This is a genomic window from Capillimicrobium parvum (genome assembly GCF_021172045.1).
Classification (GTDB): Bacteria; Actinomycetota; Thermoleophilia; order Solirubrobacterales; family Solirubrobacteraceae; genus Capillimicrobium; species Capillimicrobium parvum.
In genome coordinates this window covers 4,264,615-4,282,005 of record NZ_CP087164.1, presented here as the reverse complement: position 1 = coordinate 4,282,005, position 17,391 = coordinate 4,264,615, and the positions used below count along the sequence as shown (strand labels likewise).

Annotated in this window: 18 protein-coding genes; 9 read left to right on the top strand and 9 right to left on the bottom strand. The window is 74.3% G+C overall.

The window, feature by feature from the left end; genetic code table 11:
* Positions 1-73: 73 nt before the first annotated feature.
* From DSM104329_RS20900 to wecB, 5 genes are read right to left on the bottom strand one after another with little or no spacing between them, the layout of a single operon-like run.
* On the bottom strand, positions 74-1,630 hold the full coding sequence (locus DSM104329_RS20900; RefSeq protein WP_259311787.1) for an MATE family efflux transporter: 1,557 nt from the start codon (positions 1,628-1,630) through the stop codon (positions 74-76).
* 43 nt (positions 1,631-1,673) lie between these two features.
* Positions 1,674-3,017: an FAD-dependent oxidoreductase gene (locus DSM104329_RS20895; RefSeq protein WP_259311786.1), complete on the bottom strand. Its 1,344-nt coding sequence runs from the start codon at positions 3,015-3,017 to the stop codon at positions 1,674-1,676.
* On the bottom strand, positions 3,014-3,862 hold the full coding sequence (locus DSM104329_RS20890) for a glycosyltransferase (RefSeq protein ID WP_259311785.1): 849 nt from the start codon (positions 3,860-3,862) through the stop codon (positions 3,014-3,016). Before DSM104329_RS20890 ends, DSM104329_RS20895 begins: the two co-directional genes overlap by 4 nt.
* A gap of 3 nt (positions 3,863-3,865) precedes the next feature.
* Positions 3,866-4,906, bottom strand: coding sequence for a Gfo/Idh/MocA family protein (locus DSM104329_RS20885; RefSeq protein ID WP_259311784.1), 1,041 nt, complete (start codon positions 4,904-4,906; stop codon positions 3,866-3,868).
* Complete coding sequence (gene wecB, locus DSM104329_RS20880; RefSeq protein WP_259311783.1) at positions 4,903-6,012, bottom strand: non-hydrolyzing UDP-N-acetylglucosamine 2-epimerase; 1,110 nt, start codon at positions 6,010-6,012, stop codon at positions 4,903-4,905. Before wecB ends, DSM104329_RS20885 begins: the two co-directional genes overlap by 4 nt.
* 166 nt (positions 6,013-6,178) lie before the next feature.
* On the opposite strand from wecB, the gene DSM104329_RS20875 reads away from it, so the two are divergent.
* On the top strand, positions 6,179-7,159 hold the full coding sequence (locus DSM104329_RS20875; RefSeq protein ID WP_259311782.1) for a diguanylate cyclase domain-containing protein: 981 nt from the start codon (positions 6,179-6,181) through the stop codon (positions 7,157-7,159).
* 7 nt (positions 7,160-7,166) lie between these two features.
* Here the strand turns inward: DSM104329_RS20875 and DSM104329_RS20870 are convergent, their stop codons facing one another.
* The gene (locus DSM104329_RS20870) at positions 7,167-7,958 is read right to left on the bottom strand and encodes a tyrosine-protein phosphatase (RefSeq protein WP_259311781.1); all 792 of its coding nucleotides are present in this window, start codon (positions 7,956-7,958) and stop codon (positions 7,167-7,169) included.
* A 240-nt stretch (positions 7,959-8,198) separates the two neighbouring features.
* Positions 8,199-8,654, bottom strand: a complete 456-nt coding sequence (locus DSM104329_RS20865; protein ID WP_259311780.1) for an SRPBCC family protein — start codon at positions 8,652-8,654, stop codon at positions 8,199-8,201.
* Between the two features lie 136 nt (positions 8,655-8,790).
* Between DSM104329_RS20865 and DSM104329_RS20860 the strand changes: the two genes are divergently transcribed.
* From DSM104329_RS20860 to DSM104329_RS20840, 5 genes are read left to right on the top strand one after another with little or no spacing between them, the layout of a single operon-like run.
* Entirely contained in the window at positions 8,791-9,546 is a 756-nt protein-coding gene (locus DSM104329_RS20860; RefSeq protein WP_259311779.1) for a methyltransferase domain-containing protein, read from the top strand.
* A gap of 13 nt (positions 9,547-9,559) precedes the next feature.
* Positions 9,560-10,012 carry a GFA family protein gene (locus tag DSM104329_RS20855; protein ID WP_259311778.1) on the top strand — a complete coding sequence of 151 codons (453 nt, stop codon included), beginning with the start codon at positions 9,560-9,562 and terminating at the stop codon, positions 10,010-10,012.
* Between the two features lie 31 nt (positions 10,013-10,043).
* Positions 10,044-11,081 (top strand): metallophosphoesterase, encoded by a 1,038-nt coding sequence (locus DSM104329_RS20850; protein ID WP_259311777.1) that lies wholly within the window; start codon positions 10,044-10,046, stop codon positions 11,079-11,081.
* 2 nt (positions 11,082-11,083) lie between these two features.
* A complete protein-coding gene (locus DSM104329_RS20845) occupies positions 11,084-12,955 on the top strand; it encodes an ABC-F family ATP-binding cassette domain-containing protein (RefSeq protein WP_259311776.1) in 1,872 nt (623 codons plus the stop codon).
* Positions 12,956-12,983: 28 nt separating this feature from the next.
* A complete protein-coding gene (locus DSM104329_RS20840) occupies positions 12,984-13,331 on the top strand; it encodes a hypothetical protein (RefSeq protein ID WP_259311775.1) in 348 nt (115 codons plus the stop codon).
* 19 nt (positions 13,332-13,350) lie between these two features.
* On the opposite strand, the gene DSM104329_RS20835 is transcribed toward DSM104329_RS20840, so the two are convergent.
* Positions 13,351-14,232, bottom strand: coding sequence for a GGDEF domain-containing protein (locus DSM104329_RS20835; RefSeq protein ID WP_259311774.1), 882 nt, complete (start codon positions 14,230-14,232; stop codon positions 13,351-13,353).
* Between the two features lie 44 nt (positions 14,233-14,276).
* A complete protein-coding gene (locus DSM104329_RS20830; protein ID WP_259311773.1) occupies positions 14,277-15,023 on the bottom strand; it encodes a thioredoxin domain-containing protein in 747 nt (248 codons plus the stop codon).
* Positions 15,024-15,121: 98 nt separating this feature from the next.
* On the opposite strand from DSM104329_RS20830, the gene DSM104329_RS20825 reads away from it, so the two are divergent.
* The 3 genes from DSM104329_RS20825 (at position 15,122) to DSM104329_RS20815 (ending at position 17,373) form a co-directional block, all read left to right on the top strand.
* On the top strand, positions 15,122-15,877 hold the full coding sequence (locus tag DSM104329_RS20825; RefSeq protein ID WP_259311772.1) for a hypothetical protein: 756 nt from the start codon (positions 15,122-15,124) through the stop codon (positions 15,875-15,877).
* A gap of 156 nt (positions 15,878-16,033) precedes the next feature.
* The gene (locus tag DSM104329_RS20820; protein WP_259311771.1) at positions 16,034-16,774 is read left to right on the top strand and encodes a hypothetical protein; all 741 of its coding nucleotides are present in this window, start codon (positions 16,034-16,036) and stop codon (positions 16,772-16,774) included.
* A 77-nt stretch (positions 16,775-16,851) separates the two neighbouring features.
* Positions 16,852-17,373, top strand: coding sequence for a hypothetical protein (locus DSM104329_RS20815; RefSeq protein ID WP_259311770.1), 522 nt, complete (start codon positions 16,852-16,854; stop codon positions 17,371-17,373).
* The last annotated feature ends 18 nt before the right edge of the window (positions 17,374-17,391 follow it).

Below are 17,391 nucleotides of genomic sequence, written 5' to 3'. Positions count from 1 at the left end.
GAGGACGCGGCGCGCCGCGGCCTCGTCGTGCGCCCCCGGCCCCGGCCGCGGGACCGAGACCGGGGACGTGCCCTCAGGTGGGTCGCGGGCGGAGCGCGCCGGCGAGCAGGCCCAGCTGGCTGCGGGCCACGAGCAGCGCGCCCCCGAGGTAGAGGAAGGTGCCGAGCACGGACGCCGCCGCCGCAGCCGCGGTGGAGGGCACCGCGGCGGTGATGGCGGCGGCGGCGCCGTACGCGGCCGCTGCGAGCCCGAGGAAGCGCAGGCTTCCGCCCGCGGTCTCGCGCAGGACGCGCCCGCTCTGGGAGCCGGCCAGGCAGACGACCATGATTGCCGCGAAGCAGGTGGGCGCCACCCACATCGCGCCGACGCTGCCCTCGACGCCGAAGAGGGCGTTGCCCACGAGCGTCGCCACGACGTGCAGAACCACGAGTGGTGCGGCGAGTGCGTTGAGCAGGACGGCCCGGTCGAGCGCGAGCATGGCGGGCATGAGCAGGCTGACGAGCAGCGCCGCGGCGGTCCACGGCACGAGCAGGAGGGTGAAGATCTGCAGCGAGCGAACGCCGTCGGCGTCGAGGCTGCCCGGCAGGACGGCGTGCACGAGCGGCGCGCCCCCGACGATGAGCAGCGCGAGGGCGGGAGCGACGATCAACAGCGCGTAGCGGAACCCGGCGGGGACGGTCGCGACGATGGTGGCGCGGCGCTCCTCGCCGCTGGCGCGGGACATGTCGGCGATCCGCGACATCCCGAGCGCCATGCCGGTGCCGGCGACGAGGTAGCTGCAGAACAGGTACGCGTAGGAGAGCACCGTGGTGTCGCCGGTGGTCGAGTGGCTCGCGAAGGCCAGGGTCACGATGAACAGCGCGTTGACCGCGAGGTAGATCACGGTGCGCCCGAGCAGGCGGCCGGTCATCCGCAGCACCCGCGCCGCGCGGAGGGCGTGATCGCCGGCGGGCAGGCCGCCGCTGCGCTGCACGGCGACGAGCATCGAGCCGCACGTCACCACGGCCATCGTCAGCATCGACCACCCGAGCGTGAGCTCGCCGGCGAAGCCCATGAGGGCGAGGAACGCGACGAGGCCCGATCCGGCGCCGGCCACGTACGCCGCGGCGATCGCCGAGAAGCGCGACCGCACGGCGAGCAGCGTCGCGCCGCCCGACGCCCACAGCTGCAGCGCCATCGCGCAGCCGAGCACGGGCAGTGCGGAGGAGGTCACCGCGCGGTCTCCCGCGGACAGCCCGGGGGCGAGGATGCGCGCCAGCGGGCCGGCGAGGCCGCAGGTGAGCACGATGACCGGGACGGCGACCACGACCAGGGCCAGCGCGAACTCGCGCGCGGTGAGACGCGGCGTCCGGCCGACGAGCAGGGGCACGGCGGTCAGGCGGATGCTCTGCCCGAAGACGCCGAACGTCGTGTACAGGGCGAAGGCGACGAAGAACCCGTCGGTGCGCCCGTCGACGCCGAAGCGGCTCAGGTAGAGCACCGCCTGGACCGCCGATGCCCCCGCCATGGCGAACGTGGCGATCGCCATGGCGAACCCAGCGCGCGCGGTCGCGACCTTGGCCGGCGGCGCCGCTCCGGGGAGGGACGGCACAGCGGCATCGGCGGGGGCCCGCAGCGTCTGGGAGCTCATCGTCCCAAGCAACGGCTGGGACCCGGCGTTTCTCGCGCGCGCGTCACCGTACCGCGGGCTCGCGGACCGGAAGCGGCCGCAGGCGCCGGGCCGCCTGGTCGGCGACGTCCTCGGCGAAGCCGATCACGGAGTCGCCGTTGAGCAGCCGCGGATAGATCTGCCCGGCGGAGGCCAGCGCGAGCCCGTCGATCCCCGCCCACACCGGAGCGATGCGCGGTCGATGGCCGAGCGCGTGCACCGGCTCGACGATCGGGGCGCGCTGCACCGTCCAGGCGGCGACGTCGGCGTGGTCGAAGCCGGGTGCGAGGCGCTCGAGCATGCCGGTGAACCGGGTGTAGATCGAGTGGTCGTCCTCCGTGAACTCCGGCGCGCTGCGCTCGCAGTACTTCGGCAGGTAGGCCAGGCGCAGTCCGCCGGTGTGCTCGGTGCCGAGGACGTGCGACGTCTCGACGACCGTGGTGATCGGCGTCGGTTCGCAGATGTTCACGGCGTAGCACGGCATGACCGAGCGCCGGAGCTTCAGGATGAGGCAGACGACCCCGAGGTGGCGGCTCGGGTAGGCGGCCATGAGGTCCTGCAGCTCCTCCGGGAGCAGGCGGCCGAGCGCGGGGGCCTGCAGCGTCGGGATCGTGAGGTCGAAGCGCTCGGTCTCGCCGTCGACGACCACGCCGGTCACGCGGCCGCCGTCGGTCGCCAGCGTCTCCACGCCCGCGCCGAGGCGGATGTCGGCGCCCAGCTCGCGGGCGGCGGCGCCGGCCGCCTCGATGAGGCGCTCGTGGCCGCCGACGAGGTGGCCCATGGTCTCGGAGCCTCCCTGCGATCGCGCGCTGCGCATCCGGTTCGTGCGCGCCCACAGGTATGTCGCCGGAAGCTCGTCGTGACGGCCGTCGAAGCGCGAGTCCAGCAGCGGGCGCCAGATGCGCTCGACGACCTGCCTTCCGCAGTGGCGGCGCAGCCATCGCTCCAGCGGGACGTCCTCCAGCGACTCGTACCGGCGCCGCAGCTGGCACTGGGCGACGAACCACGCCAGGCGCAGGCGCGCGGACGGCGAGAGCAGGCCGAAGCGCAGGAGGTCGCCGACGCCGTCGAGCGGGTACATGCGCCCGCCGGCCCAGAACGCGGCCTCCACCGGGCGGAACCGCAGCTCGCCGCCCAGGCCCAGCTCCTCCGCGAGGCCGATCATGCGTGCGTCGGACGGCACGATCACGTGGTAGAAGCGGTCGACGCGGTGGCCGTCGAAGTCGAAGGTCCCGGCCAGACCGCCGAGCGTCTCGGCCCGCTCGAGCAGCGTGACGTCGCACCCCGCCTGCGCGAGGCGCAGCGTGAGCACCGTGCCGAGCACCCCGCCGCCCACGATGGCCGCGCGTGGGCGCGCGCCGGTCGTCATCGCGCCGCGGGCAGCTCGGCCCGCTCGGGCCGGGCCTGGAGGGCCCGCGCGCGCTGCGGCGAGGCCAGGGCCGGGGTGGGCGACAGCTCGTCGAGGGGCGACATCGGCGGCGGCTGGATGCGGCCGACGAGCTGGGCGGCGACGAGGCGCCCGTAGGCCAGCATGGTCGGCCGCAGGGACATCTTCGAGACGCCCTGCCGCTTGGACCAGTCGTTGACCGTCGGCACCTCGGCGACGTTCGCGCCGGCGTTGTAGAGCTTGAGCAGGAGCTCGACGTTGGCCGCGAAGCCGGGCTCCCGTACGAGCAGGTAGCCGTACGTCTCCGCCGCGCGGCGCAGCGTCCCGGCGCGGTACACCCGGAACAGGGAGCTGAGCGTGTGGATCTCCTCGAGCCCGCCGATCCAGCGGAACGTGTTCGAGACGGCTCGCGACGCGGCCAGCCGCCACCGCGCCACGCCGATGATCTCGCCGCCCGGCGCGTAGACCGACGCGAGCACGATGTCGGAGCCGGCGGCGAAGCGCTCCATCATGCGGGGCAGGTCGTCGAGGTCGGAGGTGTTGTCGGCCTCCATCGTCACGATCGCGTCGTCGTCGGAGGCCTCGCCCAGCGCCGCGCGCAGGCCCGAGTTGATCGCGGTCCCGAGGCCGCGGTTGACCCGGTGGCGCACGATCGCCAGATGCAGGCCGTCGCGGTGCTCCTCGATCGCCTCGGCAGTCCCGTCGGTCGAGCCGTCGTCGACGAAGATGATGCGGGCGCCGAGCGCGGCGGCGCGGGGGCCGAGGTCGGCCATGAGGGCCGGGATGTTCTCGACCTCGTTGTATGCGGGGATGACGAATCGGATCATGGTTCAGGCGGCGACGCGGACGCGGGCAGGGGCGGGCATGTCGAGCAGTTGGACGGGGCGCCGGTGCGTGGCGGACTCCCGGACGGCGAGCGCGGCGATCAGCGTCCGGCAGCCGTCGTAGGCCGACACCGGCTCGGGGGTGTCGTCGCGCACGCAAGCGACGAACGCCTCGAGCTCGCGCCGCAGGGGCTCGACACGGCGCAGGGCGAACCGCAGCGCCGACCCCTCCGCGTCGCCGCGGACCCGGGCCAGCTCGTCCCAGGACGTCGGCGCCTCCGCGCACTCCGTGAGCCAGACGTCCTGCGTGATGTAGGACGCGGTGAGCATCCCGCGCTCGCCGATCACGGTCAGCTCGCGGCGCTTCTCCGGCGTCAGCCAGTTGACGTCGAGGAGGCCGAACGGCCCGTCGTCGCCGAAGCGCAGCAGGCAGGTCAGCAGGTCCTCCTCGGACGGGTGGCGGAAGCTGGCGCCGTCCGCATAGACCGAGGTGATGTCGCGCCCGAGGACGACCTGCATGATGTCGAGGTCGTGGGTGGCCAGGTCGATGGCGACGCCCACGTCCCTGATCCGTTCCGGCAGCGGCCCGACCCGGGTGGCGTGCACCCGGAACACGTCGCCGATCCGGCCCTCGTCGATGAGCTCGGCGAGCTTCGCGACCGCGGGGTTGAAGCGCTCGACGTGGCCGACCATCAGCTTGCGCCCGGCGGTCCGGGCGGCGGCGGCCATCCGCAGCGCGTCCTCCAGAGACGTGGCGATCGGCTTCTCGACCAGGACGTGCAGGCCCGCCGACAGCGCATCCATCGTCACCGTGGCGTGGTGCTGGGACGGGGTGCAGATCGACACGGCGTCGATGTCGCCGCGCTCCGCGAGCGCCCAGTGGTCCGGCACCCAGTCGATGGGCCGGCGTCCGATGCGCGCCCGGGCGAGCGCCTCGTCGGGCTCGACGAGCGCGACGACGGTCGCCTCCTCCATGCGCTCGTACGTCTCGAGGTGGTACGTGCCCATGCGCCCGGCGCCGATGAGCCCGATTCGCAGGGGGGTCATCGCGGCATCTCCGCGGCCGAGTCGGGCTCCCGATCGTCGCGGGACGCGGCCCCGAGCTTCGCGACGAGCGCCGCGATCCGCGGCGCGGCGTGGCCGTCGCCGAAGATGGGCGGTCGCTCGAGTGGGGAGGGCCGGTGGACGGCCTCGGCGAACCGGTCGGCGTCGACCCCCACGAGCGTGTTCCAGCCCAGCTCGACCGTGTCGGTCCACTCGGTCTCCTCCCGCAGCGTCACGCACGGCACCCCCCACAGGTAGGCCTCGCGCTGGACGCCGCCCGAGTCGGTGGCGATCGCCCGCGCGCCGCGCTCGAGCTCCAGCATCCGCGGATAGGTCACCGGCGCGATCGCCTCGACGTTGTCGGGCAGGGCCAGGTTCCAGAAGTCCAGGCGGGACGTCAGCCGCGGATGCGCGGGCAGCACGACGCGGCACGGCGCACGGCCGAGGCACTCGAGCACCTGCGCGAGCCGGCCGGGATCGTCGGTGTTGTAGTTGCGGTGCACCGTCGCCAGCACGTAGTCGCCGCGCTCCGGCACGATGCGCTCGCGCCAGGTCTGCAGCAGGTCGCACAGCGGATCTCCGGTGAGGTAGATCTGGCCCCCGACGCCCTCTCGCCGCAGCGTGTCGCACGCGCTCGCGACCGGCACGCACAGCAGATCGGCGAGCACGTCGGTCTCGATGCGATTGGCCTCCTCGGGCATGTCGTCGCGGTAGGACCGCAGGCCGGCCTCGACGTGGATGAGCGGGATGCCGAGCTCCGCGGCCGCACGCGCGCCCGCGAGCGTCGCGTTCGTGTCGCCGCGCACGAGCACGACGTCGGGACGCTCGCGCTGCATCAGCTCGACGAGCCGCAACCGTCCGATCAGGAGCTGGTCGTCGCGCGTACGCGACCCGACGCCGAGGTTGTGGTCGGGCTCGGGCAGCCGCGTCGCGTGGATCTGCTCGGACGACATGGAGGCGTCGTAGTGCTGGCCGGTGTGGACGAGGATCTCGTCCGCGACGTCGGCGAGCGCGGCGCTCACGGGCGCTGCCTGGATGATCTCGGGCCGTGCACCGATCACCGAGAGCACTCGGGGACGGCGGCCGGACCGGGTCGTGTCGAAGGCCATCGCGCGACCAACGCCCCGGATCCCGCGTTTCTTCCCCGCCCGATGTGAGGCCGGTGTGACGTGGCCGAACGTCGACGCGGTCTCGCGCACTCCTGAAGCGTCGATGTGAGGCCTGGAGCGAAGCGGTTAAACCCAAGCGCCTTCCGGCCGACGACACAGAGCACCCATGAAGATCGTGAGCCCCGGAACCGTCGTGCGGGAGGCGCCGGAGGACCTGCGCCGGACCCGCTTGGCCCGAACGACCTGCGTCATCATCGTCGCCGGCTGGGCGCTGGTCGCGCTCATCGCCGTCCTGGGTGGCGCCGCGCCCGGCCGCAGCGCCTGGCTGCTGACCGGCGTCGGCATCATCACCGGCCTCACCTGGGCCGCGCGGCGCTGGGACCTCCAGAGCGACCGGGCGCTGCAGATCCTGCTCGCCGCGGCATCGCTGCAGGCGGCCGCGGCCACCCTCGCCTTCGACCGCGGCGACGTCGTCGCCGGGCCGGTCCTCGCGCTCATGCTCGCGCCCCTGGTCGGCCTCATCGGCCGCCGCGCGCCGGCGTTCGGCGTCCAGCTCGCCGTGCTGGCCGGCGGCCAGCTCCTGGCGGCCGAACTCGGCCCCGACCGCGGCCCGCACGCGGCCTCCGTCGCCCTGGCCGTGACGGCGGCCATCGTGCTGCTCGCCGGTGCGAGTGCCGCGGCCGCCGCGGCCCGCGGACGCGCGCATCGCCTGCGGCGCCTCACCGCCGACGCGCGGATGCTGCGTCAGCGCCTCACCGAGGCGCTTGCGGCGGACCCCGAGCGCTTCGCGCTGCTGACGCTCGACCTCGACGGCATCGACGGCGCCGGCCTGGGCGACCTGCACGAGACGCTCGCCGGGCAGGTGCGCGGCCAGGACTTCGTCGCCCGCTCCAGCGAGGACGGCTTCTCGATCCTGGCGCAGACCGACGGCCCGGGCGCCGAGGCGCTCGCGCGCCGCATCCAGGCCGCGGTCGCCGCGTACCACCGCAAGGAGATCGGGGCGCTCAACGCGTCGATCGGGATCGCGGTCTACCCGCAGGACGGCCGGACGCCCGAGCAGCTCCTGGCCAGCGCGGACGCCGCGATGGCCGAGCGCCGGGCCGCGGAGGCGCGCAGCCTGCGCATCGTCTCGCCCGCCGTGCGCTGAGCGCGGGTCAGCCGACGAGCCGCTCGCGCAGCGCCGCGCGGTCCGCGGCGCCGAAGCCGTGCTCGTCCAGCCAGGCCGCCGGGCCCCCGTGGCGCTCCTCGATGAGCGCCAGCACGCGCTCCATCGTCTCGGCCCGGGGGAGGTGGGTGTGGGCGGGGCGACCGTCGAGGTCCAGCGCGTACGTCGGCGTGCTGCGCAGGCGGCGCAGGATGGCGTCGAGGCGCTCGGCGGTGGCGGCGAAGTCGGCGATGACGGCCGAGCGCTCGACGCCCACGGCCTCGAGCGCGAGCGCGCAGACGACGCCCGTGCGGTCCTTGCCGGCCGCGCAGTGCACGACGACCGCGCCATCGGTCCCGGCGACGGCGCGCAGTGCGGCGACGATCGAGTCCGGGCGGTCGCGCAGGTAGCCGAGGTAGGCGCGCACCGCGGGGGTCTCCGCGTCGGGAGTCGGTCCGCCGGCCTGCCAGGGCAGGAGGTCGTCGACCTCGACGTCGGTGTTGCGGCCCGCCTCGGGATAGAGCGAGTGGTGGCGCACCTCGACCCGGTCGTCGCCGGCGAGCGGGCCGGGCCCCTCGAGCTCGACCTCGGTGCCGGTGCGCAGGTCCACGACGACGCGCACGCCGACGTCCTCGACCAGGAGGGCGACGTCGCGCGCGCTCAGGTCCTGCAGGTTGTCGGCGCGCACGAGGACGTCGCGCGCGGTCGCGCCGCCGTCGGCGACGGGCAGGCCGCCGAGGTCGCGCACGTTGACCGCGCCGTCGAGGTCGATCCAGGAACGCTGCAGCGGAGTCGTCGTCATCCCACCTCAAGCTAGTGGTCCCCCTCGCGCCCCCTCGACCCGAGATGACGCCCACCGATCACCGCCAGGCGGCGTCCTCGACCACTCGAGATCCCAGAGGGATTCCTTCGGGTCTGCGTCCTTGCCTCGCGGCGCCGCTGGACGCCCTTTCGAGCCGACGGGCCACGAGACGAACCACAGACACCCGGCGCCACGCGCCGGTGCCGTTCACGAGACGGACACCGGCGCGCGGCCGCAGCGTCAGCAGGCGAGCGCGAACTCCGTGTCCTCGGCGTGGCGCGCGATGCGGCCCAGGGCGGCCTCCAGGGCGCCGCCCGCCAGGAGCGCGTCCGTCGCTCCGGCGAGCACGCGGCCGCTGAAGCCGGATGCGCGGCGCACCGAGACCGATGCGGTGATCTCGCTGCCGTCACCGGCCGGGGCGACGCGGTAGCCGACGTCGAGGTCGATGGGTCCCGCGGCCACGAGCGTCAGACGCTCGCCATCGGCCTCGACCACGTCGACGTCGAATCCGACCCGCAGCCCGGCGAGGCGTCCGACGACGCGGGCCTGCCCGCCGGCCTCGAGCCGCTCGCCGTCGAGGTGCTCCACCTCGAAGTCGACCGGCGACCACCGGCGGATGCAGTCCGGATCGATGAGCGTCACGAAGACGTCCTCGTGACGACCCTTGACGGTGGTGTGGGCGGTGAAGGTCCGCATGGCGGCGATCTTCTCCCGACCCGGAAGCCCGAGCCAGGTGGCCTCCCCGTGTCCCGGGGTGCGGTTTGCCGCACCTGCGCCCGTCGGTGATCCACTGTACGTCATGTCATACGGTTGACTGTTATGCTTGCGATCAATGTCTCCGCGCGACTGGAACGCCTCGAGCTACCACGACCTCTCGACGCCGCACCAGGGGTGGGGGCGCCAGGTGCTCGACCGTCTCGTGCTGCGCGGGGACGAGACCGTCCTGGACGCCGGCTGCGGGACGGGCCGCATCACCCAGCAGCTGCTCGACCGCTGGCCCGGCGTCCGCGCCGTCGCGGTCGACGGGTCGCCCGCGATGGCGCAGCGCGCCCGGGAGAACCTCGACCCGCAACGCGTCACGGTCCTCTGCCAGGACCTCGTCGCCCTCGAGCTCGCCGAGCCCGCCGGCGCCGCGATCTCGACGGCCACCTTCCACTGGATCGCCGACCACGACGCGCTGTTCGCGCGCCTGCACGACGCGCTCGTCCCCGGCGCGCCGGCCGTGGCGCAGTACGGAGGCGCCGGCAACGTCGCCCGCCTCGAGGCGATCCTGCGCGAGGTGGGCGGCCGCGAGCCGTTCGCGCCCGCCCTCGGGGGCTGGCCCGGCCCGTGGAACTACCAGACGCCGGAGGCGACGGCGCAGCGGCTCGACCGGGCGGGCTTCGACGTGCAGGACTGCTGGCTGAACCCCGATCCCGTCGTTCCCGAGCACCCCCGCGACTTCCTCGAGTCCGTCGTGCTCGGCGCGCACCTCGATCGCCTCGACGCCGAGCTGCGCCCCGCCTACGTGGATGCCGTGCTGGCCGAGCTCGGCGAGCCCGCCGAGCTCGACTACGTCCGCCTGAACTGGATCGCCCGCCGCCGGTAGCGTCCGGCGGGCGATGTCCGCCACCGACGCCAGCGACGACATCCGCGCCACGGGCGGATGCCTGTGCGGCGCCGTGCGCTACGCGGTCCGCGGGCCGCTGCGCGAGGTGGTGGTCTGCCACTGCGGGCGCTGCCGGCGCACCCACGGTGACGCGGCCGGCTATGCGAACTGCGCGGCCGCCGATCTCGAGCTGCTCGAGGACGACGGGCTGCGCTGGTTCGCGCAGGAGGGCCGCGAGCGGGGCTTCTGCCGGACGTGCGGCGCCAGCCTGTTCTGGCGGGTCGCCGCGGGCGCGACGCTGTCGATCGCCGCGGGGACGATCGACGCCCCGACGGGCCTGCGCACCGTCGCCCACATCTTCCTCGACAGCCGCGGCGACTACGAGTCGACGCCCGTCGAGGGCGAGCACTTCGGCGCCGGGCTGCCGGACGGCTGGGCGGCGCCGGTCTCGCGCGGCGTGGGATGAGCCCGCGGGCGGGGACCGTACCCTGCCGCGCATGGCCACGCTCGTCGTCTCCGACCTGCACCTGGGCGGGCGCTCCGGCGTCGACGTCCTGCAGGACCGCGAGCGGCGGGCCGCCCTGCTCGAGGCGCTGGACGGCGTCGAGCGCCTCGTCCTCCTCGGCGACGTGCTCGAGCTGCGCCACGGGCCGGTACGCGAAGCGCTGGAGCGCGCGCGCCCGGTCGTCGAGGAGCTCGGCCGCCGCGTCGACGAGGTGGTGATCACCGCCGGCAACCACGATCACGCGCTCGTCGCCGGCTGGCTGGAGCGGATCGCCCGGGACGGGCCGGCACAGCTCGGGCTCGAGCAGCGCATCGACCCCGTCGAGGCGTCGCATGCCGCCGCCCGGCTCGCCGAGTGGCTGGGGCCGCGCACCTCCGTCGCGTACCCCGGGCTGTGGCTGCGCGACGACGTCTACGCGACCCACGGCCACTACCTCGACCTGCACTCGACCGTGCCGACGTTCGAGCGCCTGGGCGCCGGCATGACGACGCGGCTGGTCGGCGACCTCCCGCCCCGTGCCACGCCGGGCGACTACGAGGCGCGCCTCGCGCCCGTGTACGCCTGGGTCGACGCGATCGCCGCGTGGTCGCCCGACGGCCGCGCCGCCGGCGGTGCCGACTCCGCCGCTCGCGCATACCGCACGCTCACCGGCGGGCGCCGCGGCGTGCGGGGGAAGCTGCTCGCCGGCGCCCTCCCGCTGGCGATCGCGGGCGTCAACCGCGCGGGTTTCGGCCCGGTCCGCGCCGACCTGTCGGGCGACGCGATCCGGGCCGCGTCGTTGCGTGCGATGCACGAGGTCTGCGGCCGCCTCGGCCTCGGGACGGCGCACGTGATCTTCGGCCACTCCCACCGCACCGGACCGCTGCCGGGCGACGATCCGCTCGAGTGGGGGCGGCTCGTCAACTGCGGCTCGTGGGTGCTCGAGACGCACTTCATGCAGCAGCCCGCGCCCCACAACCCGTACTGGCCGGGCGGTGCGGTGCGGGTCGAGGCCGATGGCGCGCCGCGCCTCGAGCGGCTGCTCGGCTAGAGATGGCGCGCAACCTCGTCAACCTCAACGGCGTCGCCAAGGGCTTCGCCGCGCGGACGATCCTCGAGGGCCTCACCCTCGGGGTCGCGGCCGGCGACCGGATCGGCGTCGTCGGCCGCAACGGCGACGGCAAGTCGACCCTCCTGCGGCTCATCGCCGGCCTCGAGGAGCCCGACGCCGGCGCGATCGTGCGGGCCGGCGACCTGCACGCGGCGCTGCTCGGCCAAGGCGACGACCTCGACGATGCGCGCACGGTTCGTGATGAGCTCGTCGGCGAGCGGGCCGACCACGAGTGGGCCGGCGACGCCGCGTTTCGCGCCGTGCTCGACGGCCTGCTCGGCGGGGTCGCGCTCGAGCGCTTCCCGGGCGGCCTCGAGACCCCGATCGCGACCCTCTCGGGCGGAGAGCGGCGCCGCGTCGCGCTCGGCCGCGTGCTGCTCGGCGCCCCGGAGCTGCTGCTCCTCGACGAGCCGACGAACCACCTCGACGTCGAAGGCGTCGACTGGCTCGCCCGCCACCTCGCGGCGCGCCGCGGGTCGCTGCTCGTCGTGACCCACGACCGCTGGTTCCTCGACGCCGTCTGCACGGCCACGTGGGAGGTCGCCGACGGCGCCGTCCACCAGTACGAGGGCGGCTACGCGGCCTACGTGCTCGCGCGGGCGGAGCGCGAGCGCCAGGCCCAGGCGCGCGACGCCCGCCGCCGCCAGCTGCTGCGCAAGGAGCTCGCCTGGCTGCGGCGCGGGCCGCCGGCGCGCACGTCGAAGCCGAAGTTCCGCATCGAGGCCGCCAACGAGCTGATCGCCGGCGAGCCCGAGCCGCGCGACCGCGCCGAGCTCGTGCGCTTCGCCTCCGCCCGGCTCGGCGACAAGGTCATCGAGGCCGAGCACGTCTCGCTCGCCTACGACGGGCACGAGCTGCTGCGGCGGCTGACGTGGCGGCTGGGCCCGGGCGACCGCGCCGGCCTGGTCGGGATCAACGGCGCGGGCAAGACGACGCTGCTGCGGCTGATGGCCGGCGAGCTGCAGCCGTCCGCGGGATCCATCGAGCGCGGCGCGACCGTGCGCGTCGCCCATCTCTCGCAGGACACGGCCGACCTCGGGGTGCCGACGCCGGCCCGCGGGGCGGGCGGGGGATCTGGGCCTGCGGCGTCTGCCGGCGGGAGGCGGGCCCCCGAGGGTGCGATCCCCGGCCACCTGCGCGTGCTCGAGTCGCTGGAGGCCGTGCGCGGCCATGCCCGGTTGAGCGACGGCCAGGAGATCACCGCCGGGCTGCTGTGCGACCGCTTCGGGTTCCGCGGCGAACGGGCCCGCACCCTCGTGCGCGACCTGTCGGGCGGCGAGCGCCGGCGCCTGCAGCTCATGCGCCTGCTCATGGGGGAGCCGAACGTCCTGATGCTCGACGAGCCCACGAACGACCTCGACATCGACACGCTGACCGCGCTCGAGGACCTGCTCGACGGCTGGCCCGGGACGCTCGTGGTCGTCAGCCACGACCGCTACTTCGTCGAGCGGGTGTGCGACGACGTCTTCGCCCTCGCCGGCGACGGCGCCCTGCGCCACCTGCCGGGCGGCATCGAGCAGTACCTCGAGCTGCGCCGGGAGGCGGCCGCCGCACCCAGGCCGCCCGCACCGGAGCGCGAGCGCGCCACGTTGGGCGGCGGCGCGCTGCGGACGGCGCGCAAGGAGCTCGCCCGGCTCGAGCGCGACCTCGATCGCGCGACCGCCCACGAGGCCGATCTGCAGGAGGCGATGGCCGGCGCGGCCACCGACCACGAGCGCCTCCGGGCGCTGCAGGCGCAGCTCGCCGCCGCGGTCGCCGAACGCGAGCAGATCGAGGAGATGTGGCTGGAGAAGGCCAACACACTGGACGGATGACCAAGGGCCGGCCTTGACCGCGTGTGGGATGATCGGCGCGCCGCGGCCGATGGCAGCGGCGCCCGGCACCCAACTCAAGGACGTCTCCGTGAAGAAGTCTCGCCTCGCCGCTGCGGTCACCGCCGGCGCCCTGGCGCTCCCCCTCGCGATCGTGCCCGCCGTCGCCGATGCGCACCCCTGGCCGCCTTCCGCCAAGAAGGCGTTCGTCAAGGCCTGCACGGGCGAGGGCGCACCGCGCACCGTCTGCGTCAAGGCCATGCGCTGCGTCAAGCGCCAGGTCACGGTCAGCCAGCTCGCGCAGGTCACGTCGAACAAGCGCGTCGCCAAGCGGGTCAACCGCATCGCCAAGCAGTGCACCATCGAGGCGATCAGCTAGCCGCTGACCGATTCGCGGTTCAGGCCGGGCCCACGACCGCGTTGCGCCCCGCCTGCTTGGCCGCATAGAGGGCCTCGTCGGCGCGCCGCAGGAGCGCGTCGACGTCGTCTCCGGGGCGCCGGGTCGCGCAGCCGGCGCTCACGGTCACCTCGATCGTCTCGGCTCCGGCCGCGACCGGGGTCGCGGCGACGCGCTCGCGCATCCGCTCGGCCGCGATGCGCGCGCCCTCCGCGCCCTCGTCGGGCAGGATCACGAGCAGCTCCTCGCCGCCCCAGCGGCCGGCCACGTCCTCCTCGCGGATCGAGTGGCGCAGCCGCGCGGCCATCTCGACGAGCACCGCATCGCCGGCCGCATGGCCGTGGCGGTCGTTGACCGCCTTGAAGCGGTCGATGTCGATGAGCACGATCGACAGCGCGTGCCCGTGGCGCTCGGCCGCGCGGCTGAGCGCCGACAGGCGGCCCACGAGGAAGCGCCGGTTCCACATCCCGGTCAGCTCGTCGTTGAACGCCAGCTGCTCGAGGGTCTCGTCGCGGGCCAGCAGCTGCGTGCGCAGGCCGGCCACCCGGGCGGCCGCGGTGACGCGCGCGACGACGTCGCCGGGCGCCGGCGGCTCGGCGAGCACGTCGACGGCGCCGCGGCCGAGCGCGTCGAGCGCCGCCTCGATCCGGCGCGCCCCGCCGACGAGCACGACCGCGGTACCGAGGAGCTCGGGATCCGAGGTGACGCGGTCGACGACCATTGGATCGTCGACGAGCGCGACGTCGAAGCGTCCCGCCCGGATCGCGGCCACGACGGCCGTCGTGGCGCCGCAGGCCTCGGCGGCGTCGATGCCCGCGCACCCGAGCGTGGAGCGGATCGCGGCGCGGACGTGGGCCGAGCGGTGAGCGACGATGACCCGCATCGCCTCCGCTCCACTCGCCCGGGGCATCGCGCGTCCCCGCCCGCCTACCCGGGCGCCGGCCCCGGGGTGAAGCAGACCGCCTCGCAGGAGACGCCGTCGCCGACCTCGAGGTCGAGGACGCCGGCGGTGTGGTGCTCGTGCTCGATGAGCGGATACGCCCCGGGGTGCTCCACGGCCAGCGGTCGGCCGTTGACCGCGACGGTCCCGCGGCCGTCGAGGACCGCCCACACCGCACCGGCCTCGTACGGGCCCGAGTACGGCCCCGCGACGTCCGCCGTGGGCGCGACGACCAGCGCCTGCGGGTCGTCCTCGGGGTGCAGCGGGCCGACCGGCTCGACGTCGAGCCCGAGCAGCTCGCCGATCGCGAGCTCCGTCTCGGCGTACGCACCCTCGCCCATGTGGACGTCGAAGAGCATGCCGCGCTGATCGAAGAGATAGCGGGCGGGCCAGCCCTCGTTGCCGTACAGGCGCCACAGCTCGAGCTCGGTGTCGATGAGCACCGGATGCTCGATGCCGAGCCGCGCGACGGCGGCGCGCACCGCCTCCGGGTCGCGCGAGGCGTCGAAGCCCGGACAGTGCACGGAGACCACCCGCAGCCCGGCCTCGGCGTAGCGCGCGTGCCACGCCTGCAGGTAGGGGAGGGTGCGCAGCGAGTTGACCCGGCAGAAGTCCCAGAACTCGACGAGGACCGGGCGGCCGAGCTGCTTGTCCATGCGCAGCGTCGCGACGTTGACCCACGGCAGGCGGGCGGGGAACGGGGGCGCGGCGATGTCGGCGACGGGAGGGCGCATCGGGTGGTATGCAGGCTATCCGTCGCCTAGGACTTGTTTCCGGAGTCAAGGTAGGGAACACTGGCGGCTCCCAATCACCCGGTCTCTTGGAGGGAGAGATGCGCAAGGTTGCAGTGGGTGCAGCGGTCGCTGCCGTCATGCTCGTGTGTGCCGCCGTCGTCTTCGCGGCACAGGTCAACACGTACACCGTGACCGGCTCGACGTCGCCCGCCAAGGCCGGCTCGAAGCAGAAGCCCGTGCCGCTCGGCCTCAACTTCGACTACACCGTCGGCGAGGAGGCGGGCCAGCGGCCGAGCCCGGTCTCGCGCTACACGATCGGCTTCTACGGGATGCAGTCCAACGGCGGCCTGTTCCCGAAGTGCACGGCGGCGCAGATCAACGCCGCCCAGAGCGACAAGGGCTGTGCGCAGGGCTCGCTCGTCGGCAGCGGCTCGGTGACGAACGCGGCCGGCGCGTCGAACAACCCGGCGGACACGTCGATCCCGTGCAACCTCGGCCTGCGCGTCTACAACGGCGGCCAGGGCAAGGCGGCGATCTACCTGTTCGGCAACCCGCCCCAGTGCGTGATCCCGATCTCGCAGGCGATCGACGCGCGGTACGTGTCGGCGTTCGGCGGCAAGGGGTCGGCGCTGCAGTTCTCGGTGCCGGCGAACCTGCTGCACCCCGTCAGCGGCATCGACAACGCCGTGACCAACGTGCAGTCGAACATCAAGAAGCTGACGAAGAGGTCCAAGGGCAGGACCCGCGGCTACTTCGAGTCCGTCCGCTGCCAGGGCGGCAAGCGTCCCATCACGGTCGACTTCCTCACCGAGGCCGGCCAGAGCTCGACGGCGAGCGCGGACGCGAACTGCTGACCCGGCCCGGCGACGATCGCTACATTCGACACCTGAAGGCGCGGGGCGGTCCTTTCGGTCGCCCCGTGTGTTCTGTTCGAGGGGAGGCGCTTGTCCGAAGGGAGGCCTCCCACGCCTGTCCATTCAGCCACACCCGTTCCTGGAGGTCTTCTTCCCTTGCGAAAGCTCGCAATCCTCTCCGTCGCGCTGGTGGCGGTCCTCGGCACGGCGGCGGTCGCCGTCGCCCAGTCGGGTAGCTATGGCGTCACGGCCTCGACGTCCCCGGCCAAGCCGGGCTCGTTGAAGAAGCCGCTGGCGATCTCGGTCAAGTTCGGCGTGCAGTGGAACGGCGGCGGCCGCGCGTTCAGCACCGAGGGCTTCAAGGTCGCCTTCGCCGGCGTCCGCACGAACGGCAAGCGCTTCAAGACCTGCACGGCGGCGAAGATCAACGCTGCGCAGAGCGACCGCGGCTGCTCGCGCGCCGCCCTCGTCGGCACCGGCACGGTCCACAACCTCGCCGGCAACGCCGCCGACATCAACGACACGTCGATCACCTGCGATCTGAACGTCAAGATCTACAACGCGGGCAACAAGCGCGCGGCGATCTTCCTGGCGGGCAACCCGCCGCAGTGCGTGATCCCGATCTCGCAGGCGCTCGACGCGCGGTGGGTCCGCGCCGGCAGCGGCGAGGCGCTGCAGTTCTCGATCCCGTCGAACCTGCGCCACCCGGTCACCGGCGTCGACAACAGCATCATCTCGCTCAACGCCACGATCAACCGGAAGACGACCGGCCGGGGCAAGAAGAAGGTCGCCTACATGGAGTCGATCGGCTGCAACGGCAACAAGCGAGGCATCACGCTCACGCTGACGCCCGAGAGCGGCGCGCAGACCTCGACGCAGGCCTCGGCGAACTGCTGAGCCATCCGCGTCGCCGCACCTGACGCTGTGACACGGGGCGGGCCGCAAGGTCCGCCCCGTTCGTATCATCCGGCGCCATGACCCTCCGGGCCGCAGCGCTGCTGGCCCTCGTCGCCTTCGGCGTCCACGAGGCGCGCTACCTGATCGTTCCCGACGTTCACGCGAACGCCGGCCACGGCTACCTGTCCGCGGTGCCGGTGCTCCTCGCTCTGGCGCTCGCGTTCGCCCTGGGCCGCTCGCTGACGACCGTCGGGCGCCCGGCGTTGGCCCGGCGAGGCCCGTCGTGGGGTGCCTGCAGCGCCGCGCTGCTCGCCATCCACGGCGGCCAGGAGGGCTTGGAACGCGTTCTCGCCGGCGGCGGTCCGTTCGACGCCGGCCTTCTCGTGGTCGTGCCGCTGTGCATCGTCGGCGGCCTCGTCGTCTGCGCGCTGCTGCGCCGCACCGAGCGGCTGCTCGAGGCCGCCGTCGCGGCCGGCGCCCTGCCGCGCCCGCGCATCTCGGCGCCGGCGACCATCGCGTCGGGTGCGCCCCTGCGCGTCCCGGCGCCGAGCGGGATGGCCCGCCACCTGGCCGGCCGCTCGCCGCCCACCCTCGGCTGACCCGAACCGTCAACCGAA